We start from the raw sequence: 16023 nt of genomic DNA, 5'->3' as shown, positions 1-16023 counted from the left end.
GCTTGCGTTCATAAGCGGACGTTTGGAGGCGACCGCTACCGGCCCGGAGTGTGTAACGACGCGCTGATGCACGGGCGGCGCGTTTTTACACACTCTGGGCCGGTAGCGGTCGCTTCCAAACGTCCGCTTATGAACGCAAGCAGACTGTTGGGGCCGTCCGCTATGGGTCGATAGAAGTCGCTCATAAGTGGCTGCTATTGGCCGGAAGCGGTCATACGCTAGCAACGCCACAGACCAAAAGCCGAAAAATCTGGCGTGTTCTTTGTAATGGAGGGATGTAGCAAGATGGAAGCTTCTTAGGTTTCCGCTTCTTCATCACCCTCCCTTTCTTTTGAGTTGGACGTCAATGAAATCAAGCTCTGCCTTGATTGCGTCAATCGTGAGTGTCTCTACCTTAGTGGCTTTGTTTGCTCTTGCATTGAGCTTTTTCAGGCCGGCCAAAACGACAATTATCCCGTTCAAATGCAGCTTCCGGGCTTTTAGATAATCAGGCATCTGAGCGTTGTTCTGTGGTGGTTTGTTCATGGAAAGGCCTACATTTGGCCCGAAGCAGCCGACCCTCGCCGGTTGCTTCGGGGAGGGTTCAGATTACGCCGCCAACAGGTCAAGCAGGCTGTGTTGATGTGAGCGGTCTGCAAGTTCTCGAGAGGTCCAGCTTCCGAAGTTTTCACCTTGCTCAGGAATGTGCAGCTTCAGCAGCGAAACCGGATCCAGGCTAATCAGTTTTCGTGCAGCCCACAGCTTGCCTCCGGTCTCCAGAAGTGCTTTCGCAGCCTCGTTCCACTGTTCTTCCAGCACAGTGTTCGCCAGGTGAGCCGCTTTGTTCTCGATCTTGGCGCGTTCTGTCTGTGCCTCCTTGATATGCAGATCAATCGTCACAAGCTCTTGGTCCAGCGCGGTGATCAGCAGTTGTTGGCGGCGGTGATGCTCAACCGCCGTCGAGAGATTTTTAGCTGCCTTTTGAGCTTCCGAGTTTGCGGCTTTCTCGCCCTCCACATCGCCCCAGGCTACAGCCTGCGCATAAGCGGTTGCTGCGTCCGTTTCCGCTTGTCGAGCCTTTGCAATGTCTTCCTGAGCGCTTTGGCGGACCTGCTGTAACCGGGTCTCAATGCTGTTGCGTTTTTCATTGAGTTCCATCTCGTCGGCTTTCCAGTTCGCCATATCACTGATATAGCCTGCTGCTATGTTTTCACGATCCGCGAGCGTCTCTTGGCGATTAACTCCACGATCCAGCGCCTCGATTTGACGTTCTAGAGAGTTGATGCGGATGTTACGAGTGCTGATTTCACTGCGAACGGTGCTTTCTCGGCCTCTCGCCATGCCCTCGGGATTCTCTAGCTCTGCCTCGAGGGGGCCTAGTTCAAGTTGAAGGCTCTCCATTTCGACGGTCAGTTTGGCACGGCGGTCTTTCAGGTCTTGGATTGTGTTCATCTGTGTTGTCTCTGAGCATTACGTTTGATGGGGATGGTTGATTGGCTGGCGAGGCCGGGAATGAGCCGGCGCTACCTCGATCAGCAGGCATGCCATCAGGCAGCCTTGGCCTCGCCTTCATCCGTTCCTGGAACTGTCTTCACCACATAGCAGCGTTGAGGTCCCAACCCAGGTAGCCGAATCAAGCTGGACGCCTTGCCGTCCGTTCCCGGCTCAAGCACGCCACGTTGCAGCAACTCCTTGTTCACCGCGCTGATGTTCATTCCCTTAAAGATCTCGGCCCTCCAAGCTTCAGGCAGCACGTAATAGGTGTTGGTGGTGTGCAGGGCATCGCCCATGCCGTGTTCCATCGTCTTACGAAAGCCCAGCCGATCAATCGTGCGTGGGCCGTGCTCATCGATCTTGGCGGCGGCAGATTCCCAGCGGGTAAAGCGGCTTTCTCCAAAGCGCTCGATGACCTGTCTTAGTCGCGCCAAAATCGCATCGCCCTCGAAATTACCGGCGCCGCCCCTCTCAGCTAGCCACGCATGCAGGCATACCCGTGCGGCAGTCGTGGCTGTACCGTCCGGCCAGCCAGTGACGCCGAAGGCGGTGGCCAACTCACCGGCCGCTGCTGCGAGCCCAAAGCGAAGGGCGGCACGCTGCGCCTGACCACTGGCCGATGCAGGCAGGTTTTGGGTGATGAACTGCTCTACTGTGCGGCGAATGATCACCGTCCATCTGAGCATTTCTCCTGGCGCGCACAGTGCGTGCAGGAAAGCGGTGAGGGGAGTGCCGTAGTATTTGGCTACACGGGCTTTGAGCGTATCGGAGAGGGCGGCAGCGTCCTCAAAACCGTTCAGCACATCGAACATCCCGAGGCCTTTGCTGGCATCCGCAGGCACGGCGAGCATGCGCACCTCCATACCGGCTTTCAGCTCCTTGTTGGCGTCTGCCATGTGTTGCGCCAATGTCTTCTCGCCGGTCGAGAGAAACAGCAAGCGCCACTCCTGCACCTGTCGGCCCGCTTGTCCTCGATCATTCGCCCGAGCCTTACCGGTGCCGTTGCCGAGCATGTACACCGTTTCGCCAATGATGCGCGGGTCGCACATGCCGATTTCATCCAGTACCAGGAGACCGTCTGAGTGTGCGGCGGCGATGGACTCCAAAGCGTTATCCGTCGAGCGCCACGAGCGCACCAGGCGCGGCCCGCCATAGACCGAGGCAGCGACCTGCAAGTGAGTGGTCTTGCCCCCGGAGCTGTCGCCATAGAGGTGAAAGCCGCCCGACTCATGCCCGAGCAGGTTAAGCAGAGGCCCCGCAAAGGCCACAGAGACGACAAACGCCAAGCGGTGATTGCCGACGCACAGCGCGCCGATTTGCTGCTGCCACTGCTCCAGAGAGCCCGCCTCGCTGATCGGTGGCAACTGGGCACCGGCCTCATAAAAATGCAGATGCTCGGCGTGCGAGCCGATCTGTTGTTCGGGCAGAAGGAAGGCCTTGTCGTGCCAGCCCAAGCGCGTCACCAAACGTGCGCGCTGGGCGCTATCGAAGCCGCCGAGGTAACTCTGCAGGTCATTGCGTGCGTTGCGCCCTGATCGACTTCCTGCAAGGCGCAGACCCATGTCTACCAAGGGGCCGAGTACGTCTTTGCCGAAGTCGCCGGTCATAGTTCGTGCCGGAATGTTCCAGCGTTTTTTGGCGCCGTCCGGGTCATCGAACTCGACCAACAAACCCCAGTTGTGGCCCTTGTCGTCGCGAGTGCGAGCGATGATTTCGAGAGACGAACAAACGGGGCGCGCCTCGCCATCATCGCCGGAATAAAACACCCCTTCAGGCGTCAGGCGAAAGCCGCCTGGCAACAGATCATTTTTCGATTTCGCGGGGCGTTTGGCGGGCGCCTTGGCCGCCTGTTCTCGGGGTTCAGTTGGCTCAGCGGCGCTGCCGAAAAACTCACCGCTGCGCACCAGCTCGGCGACGTGCCCAGCGGTCCAGCCTTTGGCTAATGCGTCTGCTGCATCGTCGCCGTCAGCCCATTTTCCACCTTTGACGAGTGTCGGCTTGCCTCCTTTGCTGCTGGGCTTGAGCTTGAACACGTCGAGCGAGATTCGTTGCACTGACGCGGCGCCCAGCTCAATCAGCTTAAGCTCAACGGCGTCCATGCAGGTCTTGCCGCTGGCATCGTTATCCGGCCATAGCAGCACCGTTCGCCCTTTGAGTGGCGTCAGGTCGGCTTTGTGCCAAGAATTGGAGCCGTTCGGCCAGCACGTGGCTACGTGGTCGGGCATTAGTTCAGTGGCGGCGTCAGCAGCCTTCTCGCCTTCACACAACACCACAGGCGCATCGGTGCGCTGTACCAGCTCATCCAGGCGCAGCAATGGCCTAGGCTCAGGCAGGCCTTGCCAGCGCCATTGTGTGGCTTGTCCATCGGAGCGTTTGCACCAGGTCAACGGCGCAAAGACCTTTCGCGGTTTTCCGCCTTCATCCGGGCCTAGGTCGAAGCGATACAGCGCCATGACCGGTTGGCCCTGCGCATCGCGATAGATCCACACCTTGGACGGAACACCGTGTTGCCGGTGTTTGGCAGGGCACTTGTTCTTGGCCTCGACCGGGATCGGCTGAATCGCGATCCACTCGGGCGCTGTGGGTTTGATCGGTGCGCTTTTGGCAGTCGCAGAGCCAGCGGTAACATTGAGCAGATCCGCCAGCTTTTTGCAGGCCTCAACGTCCGTGCCGCCGTCGATGTAGCGCACCAGGTCGATCAGGTCACCGCCCTTATCGCCGGTGGCAAAATCCGCCCAGGTGCCTTTGCTCAAATTGACCTTGAGTGAGCCTGCACGTTTGTCCGTGCGCGTGGGGTTTGGTGCTGTGTATTCCTTGCCGCCGTCGACGCGTTTGCCGTTCGGCAGCCATTGAGCAAGCACGCGGTCGATGTTCTTCAGGGCAGCGATTTTTACGTCGGCAAAGCTGGGACGTTTTGAGGTGTTGCCGGTGCGCTGAGTCATGGTGCTGTCCTCGTTGCATACAGCGCATCGTTGACGTCATCGATCAGTGCTTTTGCCATCTCGCCCAGGTAGAACGCCGGCCAACTGAAACGCTCGCCCTCGTTACTCATGGCAGCATCGAGGGTCAGTTGATTGGCGTAGTGCTGAAACAGTGAAATTGCTTCAAGCGCATCCTCAAGGGGCACGCCTGCATTCACTCGAAATAACTTCTGGTGGGTGTCGTTGGCACACGAGAACTCGGCACGCCCCAGAGTAGTGGCAGTGTTCACAGTGCACCGCCTTTCTGGCCCATTGGCACAGAGGAGGCGTCACCGTACAAGGCGAGTGTTTTGATCAAGCCCAAGGTGCCGCGCACGTCCCAAATAACGGATGACAGCACGCGGTTGGAGAGTACGGGTTTATCGCCGTCTAAATGATCTTCCAGCAGCATCAGGACTGAATCGGCTCGGTCCAGGGCGCAGGTGATGGCATCGATGGGAATACCGGCTTCAGCGTCCTGGCTGACGCATAGCAGATCCTCGGGCAGTGAGAAGCCTGGGAGCATGCTCATTGGGCACCCCCTGCGGCTTCCAGGGCGCGAGCCTTGGACATATGGGCGTTGTAACGGGAAAGGCGTGTAGCGAGACTGGAATTGGCGTGTAAAGCGGCGAGAGCCATTGCTCGATGAGCAGCAGCGCGAATTTTGGACGGATTGAGGGCGTGCATGTGGTGTAGCTCCTTTTCTGTGTAGGAGCTGCCACTGATCGTCGCCAAACGAATTAGGGTGGCAGCTGTGCGCAGGTTGGCGAACCGGGGAAAAGGAACCCGGCAGACCCGAAGGTCTCCCACGCACAGCCACCATAAAATAGGAATGCGGGCACAAAAAAAGCGCCTGCAATCGTAATGGGGGCGCCTGTGCGCCTTTTCTATCCGGGTCGCCAAACCCGGTCGCTGAATTTGCAGCGACGGCCAGAGAGTAACGCCCGGTTTTTGAAAGTGCAACTGTGCGGATCACTTGCGGATTTTTTCGATGCGGCATAAATTGATCAGGCATGTAGATTTACCTCAACGCCTCCGGTTGCCGCCGGGGGCGTTTTCATTTCAGGCATGGACTTCCCAACGCAGGGAAACAAAAGGCAAGAAGTCGCTTTCGAGGCAGGCGCGTGCATCTTCGTAGGCGCCGATTTGTTGGCCTTCGTCGACGATGATTGCTTGCGGGGCTTGGCAGGGAACTGACAACGCGCACCAGATGCCATCTGCCCATCGCATCACCATCACGTCCCGGTTCAGGCGTTTTTGCTCTGTACGGTGGCGCTCAAAACGTTGCATCCAGCGTGACGAGAAACCGACTTTTCTGAGTACAGAGAAGGGCTGCAAAATGGCCCTATTGGCAGCTCGAATTTTCATGCTGCCACCTGATCGCGGGCTGCGATGCGTGCGCGAGTCCATGCCTGAACTTCTCCCAATACCCACGCAACCGGAGCGCTTCGAGCATTGCTGTTACTCAGCTTTACCGGCAACGGGAATCCGCTTTCAGGTTGACGCATCAGCTTGTAGATAGTCGGGCGTGCGAGCCCTACGATTGAAATGACCTCGGGCATGCGGATGAGGGTCATTGAGGGATCATGCGAGGGAATTGCTTTTAATACGGTAGTCATAGCGAGCTAACCCTTTGTTAATTGAGACAACGGGTCATACGCTACGCAGGGGAGGGGGAGTGGACTGTGTCCGCTCCCTTTTTTATTTCAGAGGTCTAAGGCCTAGAGCGGTCAAATGCTCTCGAATGGTTTTTTTTGTGCCATGAACCGACTGGTCGAAAAGCAGATTGGTCAGTTCAGCATCGGTGAGATTGCGCTTCTCACTTTTCCTGCCGCTAATGATTTGCTCAGCTGCTGCCTTAATTTTTGCCCTTCTATCCATGGTGTCTGACTGTATTTTTGAGCTGGGATTACGGTTGCCCTTGCCTGCTTCCTGGCCTCTCTTCGTCGCCTTTGTGGAAAAGGCGTCGTTTAGAATTCGATGCATCAGGCTTGATGTGTTGAAGCCTTTCTTGGACACATCCATCTGCTCTATTTGGCGATAAAGGCTTGCCATTAATAGTGCCTGGTTCGCCTCTCCTAGCAACGTAGCGAAGTCTTCTCGTGCTCGGATTTCGTTTCCGCTACTGCGGTCCCGCTCTTTTTCGATCAGGGCAAGGTACTGGCGGGGTGAGTCATGTTTCAGCTGCTCTATCAGGTCTGCATCAATGTCGTAAGTGGTGAGCTCAAGGTCGAACAGCCAATTTGCAAGCGTCTCCACAGCCTGCATTCCCATTACCAGGGCAAAGGTAGCCGCAAGCTGTGAGTCTGCTGCGGAATGACTCACCCTAAGAAACCGTCGAATGACATTGGGCAATGAGCCTGCCTCTGCATAACTGGCATGCTCGCTAATGGGATCGCGAAGTCGATAAAGGGCTTTTGTTACCGACTCTGCACACGGAGCGTAGGAGCCCTCATCAAGCCAGAACGAGGTAGCCGTGTTGATCAGATCAAAGGCATCTCTGAAGTGTTCGTTGAACTGCGGAAACAGTACAAGGCTGCGAACGGCTGCCTCAACGTCGTCCTGATCCCACACCAGGCACGTTACGTCGAAGCCTGCGATTTCGAGTTCGAGCTCTTCTGGCTCGAAGCCCCGCTCAAAGTCCATTTAGATCTCCCCGCCGCCCCGAAGTCGATAGGCTGTTACAGCGATTTGCAGGTGGAAGCGCCAATGCCAGCAGAGTTGCGGGCGTGGCCTTTCTGTAACACGACTGCTCGATGTAACACGTGGTGCGCAGAAGTTTTGTAGTGCGTGTAACGCCAAATATCGTCAATAAAAACAATTGGTTAACGGTGTTTGTAACGCGCGTAACACCCGTAACACCATTTTTGAAGGGGTATAGGGGTAACGGATTCACACTGCCTTCCCAAATTGACCTTGCACTACATTGCCGGCCTCTAGGGAATCGAGATGGTCGGCGTACCATTGCATCATCTGTGTGCGCTGCTCAAGGTACTGAGCCTTGTTGTAAATCCCTCGAACACCTTGTGCCTTGTGGCTGAGTTGGGCCTCGATATGGTCAGCTGGATATCCGTGCTCGTTGAGGATCGTACTGGCGATGTGGCGGAAGCCATGGCCGGTCTGGCGCCCCTCGTAACCAAGGCGTCTTAGTGCCATTAGGAACACGGTATCGCTGCGGGGTTTGGTGCGGTCGCTTCTACCTGGAAACAGGAGTGAGTAAGCGCCGGTTAGTTGCCGAAGCTCTAATAGTGCTTCCACTGCTTGAGTGCATAGTGGCACCAGGTGCTCACGACCTTTCTTGCGACCCTTGCGCTCGACTGGAACGGTCCAGAGCTTCTTATCGAAATCGAACTCAACCCATTGTGCCTCTCGGAGTTCGCTGGGGCGTACAGCCATCAGGGTCAACAGCCTCAGGCCGAGCTGAACATCTTTGGCGTGCGGGTAGGAGCGTATCGCTCGAAGTAACCCCGGAAGCTCATCGGGGGAAACGTGGGCATAGTTCTCTGCCTTTCCCGAGGACAAAAATTTATGCACACCCTCCAACGGATTGTTGACGGCTCTGCCTGTTACGCGAGCCAGGTCATAGATATCTTTACAGTAGGCCCTCACACGGCTCATCTGCTCCAGAATCCCCTGACGTTCAAGCCCTCTCAATAGCTCCATCCACTCCATCGACATGATAGAGGTGTAGGGGCGTTTACCGAGCGAGGGGAATACATGGCGTTCAAGTGCGCCAAGTATCCTTTTGGCCGTACCAGCATCCCAGCCGCTCAAGCGAGACGTGTGCCACTCCCTTGCCAATGCTTCAAAGGTATCGTTGGCTGCATCGATCTCGGCGGCTTGGCGAGCTTTCTTGGATGTGATCGGGTTCTTACCTTCCGATGCGTCGGCGCGTAGATCAGCCGCTTTCTGCCGAGCGAAAGCACCGCCCACTTCCGGATAGCCGCCAAGGCCAAGCCACGACCATTTGCCGTCTGGCTTCTTGTAGCGTAACTCCCAAGACTTTTGGCCGTTCGGCTTGACCCTGAAATATAGCCCTGGGCTGTCTAGCTCGCGGTATGCCCCTGCCTCAGGCTCCAGGCTGGAAAGCGTAGTGTCAGCGAGAGGGCGCCGCTTAATATCTGTGCGTTTCATCCTTGTATGCCTTCAGTTCAATTATTTATGAAGCATACACGTGGGCATACACGGTGGGGAAGGATAGGGGTAGATAGAGATGAACAGCCAGAAACAAGAAAACCCGCACGAGGCGGGCTTCTTGAGGTGATTCATAGACTGCTGTAGACATCTATGGATCGGTACTTGGTGGCTACACAGGGACTTGAACCCCGGACCCCAGCATTATGAATGCTATGCTCTAACCAACTGAGCTATGTAGCCAAGTGGCGCGCATTATTCGCGGAGAACGTGAATGCGTCAAGCGCTTTTTTTGAAAATTTATCTACGCTATCAACTGTTTAACGGGAAACACCTGGCAAGGCGACGAGTGGCCTGGGGTTTTCACCTTTCTTAAGATCAACATAAATCTTCTGTGGGAGCTGGCTTGCCTGCGATACAGGCGCCTCGGTCTATCAGTGGCACCGGGGTGATGCCATCGCAGGCAAGCCAGCTCCCACATTTGTTCGGTGTTAGTCGTCAGGTTTTGCGCGGGTGCAGGCACTCTATCGAGCGGTCGACCATTGCTTTGGCGATTTCCAGCAGGTGCCATACGGCGAGGACTTTGGCGCGTTCGGGGCTTTGCAGCTGTTCGCCGCAGTCGAGCGCGGTGGCCGAGGCGCTGTGCAGCAGGTCGGCGGTGTAGAGCAGCGAGTCTTCGAAGCTGATGTCGTCGCTGATGGCGTAGAAGTTCGTCGACGGTTGCGGCGGGTCGGTCGGCAAGTAGTGGTCGAGCGCTCGGTTGAAGGCGGCGCGGTCTTTGGCTTGGTCACGGGGTGGATCGGGGACGATCTTGAACATGGTGTAGCTCCTATTGACCTGAAGAAGCTGCCACCTCCGCTGCTAAACGTAGGGTGGCGGCTGTACGCGGGTTAGCAGACCAGTCAATAGGAAAACCGGCGCACCCGAAGGTGCCCCACGCACAGCCACCATAAAACGGTGCCGTAAAACATGTGCCTATTGAGTTCAGGCTGCTAAACCCGATCACTGAAAACCAGCGACGGACCGAAGACTAGCCACCGACTCCCCCAGGCACAAGGCCGAAAGATTCTCTAGGAAACGTCCCGCAAATTAAAGGGATTCATCTTGCTGGCTCTTTACAAACCATTGAGCGCCATGCGCCAGGGGGCAGTTCAGAGCGTAGGAACGATCAAGATCAAAAGGTGGGAGCGGGCTTGCTCGCGAATGCGGTGTGTCAGTCAACAGAGTTATTGGCTGATCCACCGCATTCGCGAGCAAGCCCGCTCCCACATTTGATCCGCGGCGTTCTGGAGTCCGCGTGTCAGGTTTTGCGCGGGTGCAGGCACTCTATCGAGCGGTCGACCATGGCCTTGGCGATTTCCAGCAGGTGCCATACGGCGAGGACTTTGGCACGCTCTGGGCTTTGCAGCTGTTCGCCGCAGTCGAGCGCGGTGGCCGAGGCGCTGTGCAGCAGGTCGGCGGTGTAGAGCAGGGAGTCTTCGAAGCTGATGTCGTCGCTGATGGCGTAGAAGTTCGTCGACGGTTGCGGCGGATCGGTCGGCAGGTAGTGGTCGAGCGCTCGGTTGAAGGCGGCGCGGTCTTTGGCTTGGTCACGGGGTGGATCGGGGACGATCTTGAACATGGTGTAGCTCCTATTACCTATGGAGCCGGTCCTTCGCGACTAAACGAAGGGTGGCGGCTGTACGCAGGTTAGTCGACCGGCAAATAGGCAAAGTCCGGCGCACCCGAGGGCGCCCTGCGCACAGCCACCATGAAACCTCATGAAAGCATGCGCCTATTAATACCGAGCGACTAAACCCGATCGCTGATGAGCAGCGACGGACCGAAGACTAGCCAGCGGTTTCAACAGGCACAAGGCCGAAAGATTCTCTAGGAAACGTCCCGCAAATTAAAGGGATTCATCTTGCTGGCCCTTTACAAACCATGACCGCTGCATCGATTCATCTAGTCGTTAGCCTGCTAACGGGATAGCCTTCCTGCCCCCAAAAGTGGCACATTGTCGCACCTGCACCTGTGCATCCATCTGCTGTACGGAAAACCTCCCATGGCTCTGAGCAATTCCCAACCCTCCGTGGCTACGACGCCTGCTGCCGGGCAAACCAGCCCGTTGGTGATGCGTGTGATCGGCGCGGTGGCGCTGGCGCATTTGATCAATGACTTGATCCAGTCGGTACTGCCTTCGATCTACCCGATGCTCAAGGCCAATTACGGCCTGACGTTCACCCAGGTCGGCCTGATCACCCTCACGTTCCAGCTCACCGCATCCCTGTTGCAGCCATGGGTGGGTTATTACACCGACCGCCATCCCAAGCCGTACCTGCTGCCCTGCGGGATGATCTGCACACTGGTGGGCATCTTGATGATGTCTCAGGTGGGCAGCTTCCCGTTGATCCTGCTGGCGGCGGGGTTGATTGGTATCGGGTCGTCGACCTTCCACCCGGAAGCCTCCCGCGTGGCGCGCCTGGCGTCGGGCGGGCGTTATGGTCTGGCGCAGTCGACCTTCCAGGTGGGCGGTAACGCCGGCTCGGCCTTTGGCCCGTTGCTGGCGGCGGCGATCATCATTCCGTTCGGCCAGGGCAATGTGGCCTGGTTCGGCCTGTTCGCGGTGTTTGCGTTGTTTGTGCTGTATGCGATCAGCCGTTGGTACGCCAACCACTTGAACCTGTTCAAGCTCAAGCAAGGCCAGGCGGCCACTCATGGCCTGTCCAAGGGCCGGGTGCTGAGCGCGCTGGTGGTGCTGGGCCTGCTGGTGTTTTCCAAGTACTTCTACATGGCCAGTTTCACCAGTTACTTCACCTTCTACCTGATCGAGAAGTTCGACCTGTCGGTGGCCAGTTCCCAGCTGCATCTGTTCCTGTTTCTGGGCGCGGTGGCGGCGGGTACGTTCTTTGGCGGGCCGATTGGCGACAAGATCGGTCGTAAGGCGGTGATCTGGTTCTCGATCCTCGGCGTTGCGCCGTTCACCCTGATCTTGCCCCATGTGGACCTGTTCTGGACGAGCATCCTGAGTGTGGTGATCGGCTTTATCCTGGCCTCGGCGTTCTCGGCGATTGTGGTGTACGCGCAGGAGTTGGTGCCGGGCAATGTGGGAATGATCGCCGGGGTGTTCTTCGGTCTGATGTTCGGTTTTGGCGGGATTGGTGCGGCGCTGCTGGGGCACCTGGCAGACATCCACGGCATCGAGTACGTGTACACGCTGTGCTCGTTCCTGCCGCTGTTCGGGGTGTTGGCGATTCTGTTGCCGCGTACCAAAAAGGCCTGACTTCAAGCCAATCGAGTCGGGCAGATATCCTTGCTGCCCAACGCTTGCATCAAACGGGTAAATCAGTTGCTCCTGCAAAGGGTATCGGCGTTACGTCGGTGCCCTGATTTACGGCTGCAGTGGGTTGTAGGTGGCTCGCTTCAACTGTTCGCGCGCACGGGATAACCGTGAGCGCACGGTGCCAATGGGGATGTCCATGGCGTCGGCGGTGTCCTGGTAACTGCCGTCGGTTTCCAGTGAGGCGTAAAGGGTTTTACGCATTTCCAGTGGCAAATTCGTGATTGCCCGCAGGGTTCTTTCGAGCTTGCGGTTGACCTCGAATTGCCAGTCCAGGTTGTTGTTGTCTTCTTGCCCATGCCACAGCGCTTCATCGAACTCGCAATGCACCGGTTTGGCGTACATGCGCCGAAAGTGGTTGCGGATCAGGTTCTGGGCAATCCCGCACATCCATGTGCTGAGGGTGGCCTGGCCGCTGAAGCGGTCCCTGTTGCGCCAGGCTTCCAGGTACGTCAGCTGCAGAATATCGTCTGCATCTTCTGGATTGAGCACGCGTTTATGAATGAACCGTCGGAGTTTCTTGTGGTGTTCTTCCGATAGGTTCTGGATGGAGCGGTGCGGGTCAGGTGTAAGGTGAACTAAAACATCGATAGGGATATCCATGATTTTTCCTCAGGGTAGACACGGTCGAAATAATTTCGACGGGAACCCTGTTAGCACTGCCTGTGCCAAACGATTAATTCCTGTAACTATTTGATATTTATAGATAAATATCTTGTTTCAGTGGTTTTTTGTGCAAGGGCTTGCACAAGCCGGCGCGGGTTTGTGCCGACTTTTTCGCAAGCCCCGGTATCGCCGATAAAGATGGAACCGTAACGGGGTTGCCTGCCACACAAGGAAACGAAACTTCCTGTGCAGGCATCTTCATGAAACTCGATCCCAACTTTGATGTGCAGAAAAGCCAGCGCTCGGATCAGCCTGTTCCAGCGAGCATTGATAGCCAGCCAGTTCGCCAGTCGCCTGCGGCATCGGCCGTTGATGATCTCGCGGCGCTGTTCAGTCAGGAGGTCGAACTCAACAGCAGGGGCTTGGGTCGGCGTCAATTGGGGACGCGCGTGACGCCCGTGCAGCAGTTGGCCCAACTCTATGAGCAACTGGGCCATCCGGCTCAAGCAACACTGGCGACCATCGCGCGTAACGTCAGGGTTCAACTGTTGCTCAGGCCCAGCATCGACAAGTTGCTGGACCTGACAGGAAACGACCCGGCCCGTACGTTTGTCGTGCTCAAGCAGGTGGCTGCGCAGGCGCAGGCCGAAGCGCGCACTAACGAGGCCGCCCTGGCCAGCGATGCCCTGGCCCGGCTGGAAATCCGTTTTAAGCCGCAGATCCAGGCGGGCTTGAATATCGCGCTGGCCTTGCAGGCAAACAGTGATGACCCGAACTTGCGCCAGGCAGTGCGCAATGTGTATTACGCCAGCGTGGTCGCCCGGCAATCATTGGCCAGCATGATGCAGGCGTTGTTGGGGTTGTTCGGTGGCGATGAGTTTGGCCACGGGTTGAAGTTGATGCGCCGGGCCCTGGCGGACGACATTGCGGCCTATAGTCCCTCGCTGCCTACCGCTCAATTGCGCACCTTGCTGTTGGGTTTGCGCAGTTGCGGTCAACTGGGCAGTGTCTTGGCGAGTTGCCAGGGGTTGATTGATCGACTGGTCGCCTTGCCTCCCGGTATTGATCGGGACGCCGTCGCGCTGCTGCAGCGTTTATTGGGGTACGTGAGCACGGGCATCGCGCCTGCCGAGATTCAGCGCCTGGCCAGTGAGTTGGGTGGCGCGGCGCTATCCGACCAGGTGGTGTCGCTCAATACCCTCTATCCCGTGTTCGGGAGCTTGCCCCTGGCCTTGTGGCGCGACAGCAAGGGGCGCCAGGAAGCCCTGCTGGGTTTTATGGTGGTGATGGATGAGTACGCGCTCAGTGAGCGAGGTTTCCGGCACGTCGGTGCGTGGCCGAGCAACCATCCATGAGTGCATTGCGGGCAATCAACACGATACTGCTCAAGGTTGCACAACGCGCCGAGGTGCTGGGTGCGGTCGTGATCATGGGCATTGTGTTCATCTTTATCGTGCCGTTGCCGACCTGGCTGGTGGATATCCTGATTGCCGTGAACATTTGCATTTCGTGCCTGCTGATCGTGCTGGCGCTGTACCTGCCAGGGCCGCTGGCGTTTTCCTCGTTTCCGTCGATCCTGCTGCTGACCACCATGTTTCGCCTGGCGTTGTCGATTGCGACCACGCGCCTGATCCTGCTGGAGCAGGACGCCGGCGACATTGTGGAAGCCTTCGGCAACTTCGTGGTGGGGGGTAACCTGGCGGTGGGGTTGGTGATCTTCATGATCCTGACCATCGTCAACTTCCTGGTGATTACCAAGGGCTCGGAACGCGTCGCGGAAGTGGCGGCGCGCTTCAGCCTGGATGCGATGCCCGGCAAGCAAATGTCCATCGACAGTGACTTGCGTGCCGGCCTGATCGATGGCGAGCAGGCGCGTGACAAGCGCGAGCAGTTGTCCCGCGAGAGCCAGCTGTTCGGCGCGATGGACGGGGCCATGAAATTCGTCAAGGGCGATGCCGTGGCCGGGCTGATCATCGTGGTGATCAACTTGCTGGGCGGGTTCAGCACCGGCATGTTCCAGCACGGCATGAGCGCCGGCGACTCCATGGCGTTGTATTCGGTACTGACGATTGGTGACGGCCTGATTGCGCAGATTCCTGCGCTGCTGATCTCCCTGACGGCCGGCATGATCATTACTCGTGTAGCGCCGTCCGGGCGCAATAAAGGAGCCAATAACATGGGCGCCGAAATCGCCCGGCAAATGACCAGTGAGCCCAAGAGCTGGATGATTGCTTCGATCGGCATGCTGGCTTTCGCGGCGCTTCCGGGGATGCCGACGGTGGTCTTTATCCTCATTTCCCTGATGACAGGTTCCCTCGGTTACTACCTCATGCGCCAGCGCCAACGGCAGGAAGCGCCTCCCGACAAGGCGGCTGACGTCTTGCCTGCGGACAAAAACGGTGATGAGGACCTGCGCGGTTTTGACCCGTCGCGACCTTACCTGTTGCAGTTTTCGTCGCACTTGCAGGGGACTGGCAAGGCGGAAGAAATCATCCACGGGATTCGCCAGATCCGTAATCGCCTGGTCGCCCAGGTTGGCTTGACGCTGCCGCCGTTCGAGGTTGAATTCGCGCCGTCGCTGCCTGACGATGAGTTGCGCTTTTGCGTGCATGAAGTGCCGATGGTCAGGGCTACGCTTGGTGATCGGATAGCGGTTGAGCTGGCAGCACTGGGCGCCGAACCACAAGAAGGTGCCCAGGGGCTGTCGGAGCGTGACGAACAGGGCTGGGTATGGTTGGCCGCCGATGATCCGTTGCTCGACGATGCACAGCTTGAACGCCATACCGCCCATGAATTGATCCTTGAGCGCATGGAGCGGGCGATGATGCTCAGTGGGCCGCAGTTTCTCGGGATTCAGGAGAGCAAGTCGATTCTCAGCTGGCTCGAGTTCAACCAGCCGGAACTGGTCCAGGAACTGCAGCGGATCATGCCGCTGTCGCGCTTTTCGTCCGTGTTGCAGCGCCTGGCCAGCGAGGGCGTTCCGTTGCGGGCTGTGCGGTTGATTGTCGAGTCGTTGATCGAGTACGGCCAGCATGAGCGTGAACCGGACGCCCTGGCCGACTATGCGCGAATCGCCCTCAAGTCGCAGATTCTGCACCAGTACAGTGAAGCCGATGGCCTGCATGCCTGGCTGCTCTCACCCCATACCGAAAATATCCTGCGCGAGGCGCTGCGCCAGACTCAGACCGGGGTGTTCTTTTCCCTCGACAATGAAAGCAGCGCGGCACTGGTGAACTTGCTCAAGCAGGCCTTCAACGTGCGTGCCAAGAGCAAACGCGTGCTGTTGGTCGCCCAAGACTTGCGCAGCCCCTTGCGTACGCTGTTGCTGGAAGAGTTCAACCATGTGCCGGTGTTGTCGTTTGCCGAGTTGGGCAGTTCGTCCAAGGTCAAGGTGCTCGGACGGTTTGACCTGGCTCAGGACGATCTGCTGCGTGGAGCCGTGGCATGAGCACGTTTTTGGCGATTGTGCGCGGGCTTGCATCGGACGGTGCTGCGTGGGGCAGGCTGTCTCGCGCCGCCATGAGGCCTGAT

At 57.7% G+C, this 16023-nt stretch carries 15 protein-coding genes and 1 tRNA gene; 3 read left to right on the top strand and 13 right to left on the bottom strand.

Going from position 1 to position 16023, the window contains the following annotated elements; genetic code table 11:
* Window positions 1-315: 315 nt before the first annotated feature.
* The 12 genes from HX875_RS29680 to HX875_RS29625 form a co-directional block, all read right to left on the bottom strand.
* Complete coding sequence (locus HX875_RS29680) at window positions 316-495, bottom strand: hypothetical protein (protein WP_177048237.1); 180 nt, start codon at window positions 493-495, stop codon at window positions 316-318.
* Window positions 496-588: 93 nt separating this feature from the next.
* Window positions 589-1431 (bottom strand): chromosome segregation protein SMC, encoded by an 843-nt coding sequence (locus tag HX875_RS29675; protein WP_177048228.1) that lies wholly within the window; start codon window positions 1429-1431, stop codon window positions 589-591.
* Window positions 1432-1526: 95 nt separating this feature from the next.
* The gene (locus tag HX875_RS29670; RefSeq protein ID WP_177048227.1) at window positions 1527-4415 is read right to left on the bottom strand and encodes a DUF927 domain-containing protein; all 2889 of its coding nucleotides are present in this window, start codon (window positions 4413-4415) and stop codon (window positions 1527-1529) included.
* On the bottom strand, window positions 4412-4684 hold the full coding sequence (locus tag HX875_RS29665; protein WP_042945258.1) for a DUF3077 domain-containing protein: 273 nt from the start codon (window positions 4682-4684) through the stop codon (window positions 4412-4414). The genes HX875_RS29670 and HX875_RS29665 overlap by 4 nt, the downstream gene beginning before the upstream one ends.
* Window positions 4681-4965, bottom strand: coding sequence for a hypothetical protein (locus HX875_RS29660; protein ID WP_003175982.1), 285 nt, complete (start codon window positions 4963-4965; stop codon window positions 4681-4683). Before HX875_RS29660 ends, HX875_RS29665 begins: the two co-directional genes overlap by 4 nt.
* Window positions 4966-5495: 530 nt before the next feature.
* Window positions 5496-5801, bottom strand: coding sequence for a hypothetical protein (locus HX875_RS29655; protein WP_177048226.1), 306 nt, complete (start codon window positions 5799-5801; stop codon window positions 5496-5498).
* Window positions 5798-6052: a helix-turn-helix transcriptional regulator gene (locus tag HX875_RS29650; protein ID WP_026078127.1), complete on the bottom strand. Its 255-nt coding sequence runs from the start codon at window positions 6050-6052 to the stop codon at window positions 5798-5800. The genes HX875_RS29655 and HX875_RS29650 overlap by 4 nt, the downstream gene beginning before the upstream one ends.
* Before the next feature lie 82 nt (window positions 6053-6134).
* Window positions 6135-7079 (bottom strand): hypothetical protein, encoded by a 945-nt coding sequence (locus HX875_RS29645; RefSeq protein WP_177048225.1) that lies wholly within the window; start codon window positions 7077-7079, stop codon window positions 6135-6137.
* Between the two features lie 246 nt (window positions 7080-7325).
* Window positions 7326-8567 (bottom strand): tyrosine-type recombinase/integrase, encoded by a 1242-nt coding sequence (locus HX875_RS29640; RefSeq protein WP_177048224.1) that lies wholly within the window; start codon window positions 8565-8567, stop codon window positions 7326-7328.
* 166 nt (window positions 8568-8733) lie between these two features.
* Window positions 8734-8810 (bottom strand) — tRNA-Met (locus tag HX875_RS29635).
* A gap of 255 nt (window positions 8811-9065) precedes the next feature.
* The gene (locus tag HX875_RS29630; protein ID WP_010177056.1) at window positions 9066-9386 is read right to left on the bottom strand and encodes a DUF6124 family protein; all 321 of its coding nucleotides are present in this window, start codon (window positions 9384-9386) and stop codon (window positions 9066-9068) included.
* Between the two features lie 481 nt (window positions 9387-9867).
* Window positions 9868-10188: a DUF6124 family protein gene (locus HX875_RS29625; protein ID WP_010177056.1), complete on the bottom strand. Its 321-nt coding sequence runs from the start codon at window positions 10186-10188 to the stop codon at window positions 9868-9870.
* A gap of 423 nt (window positions 10189-10611) precedes the next feature.
* On the opposite strand from HX875_RS29625, the gene HX875_RS29620 reads away from it, so the two are divergent.
* Complete coding sequence (locus tag HX875_RS29620; protein ID WP_169387095.1) at window positions 10612-11829, top strand: MFS transporter; 1218 nt, start codon at window positions 10612-10614, stop codon at window positions 11827-11829.
* A gap of 108 nt (window positions 11830-11937) precedes the next feature.
* Here the strand turns inward: HX875_RS29620 and HX875_RS29615 are convergent, their stop codons facing one another.
* The gene (locus tag HX875_RS29615; RefSeq protein WP_177048223.1) at window positions 11938-12489 is read right to left on the bottom strand and encodes an RNA polymerase sigma factor; all 552 of its coding nucleotides are present in this window, start codon (window positions 12487-12489) and stop codon (window positions 11938-11940) included.
* Between the two features lie 263 nt (window positions 12490-12752).
* On the opposite strand from HX875_RS29615, the gene sctW reads away from it, so the two are divergent.
* Window positions 12753-13847 (top strand): type III secretion system gatekeeper subunit SctW, encoded by a 1095-nt coding sequence (gene sctW / locus HX875_RS29610; protein ID WP_177048222.1) that lies wholly within the window; start codon window positions 12753-12755, stop codon window positions 13845-13847.
* On the top strand, window positions 13844-15940 hold the full coding sequence (gene sctV, locus HX875_RS29605; RefSeq protein ID WP_177048220.1) for a type III secretion system export apparatus subunit SctV: 2097 nt from the start codon (window positions 13844-13846) through the stop codon (window positions 15938-15940). The genes sctW and sctV overlap by 4 nt, the downstream gene beginning before the upstream one ends.
* Window positions 15941-16023 lie beyond the last annotated feature (83 nt).

The sequence above is a fragment of the Pseudomonas yamanorum genome, assembly GCF_013386765.1.
Taxonomy (GTDB): domain Bacteria; phylum Pseudomonadota; class Gammaproteobacteria; order Pseudomonadales; family Pseudomonadaceae; genus Aquipseudomonas; species Aquipseudomonas yamanorum_A.
This window is presented reverse-complemented; position numbering and strand designations above follow the sequence as displayed.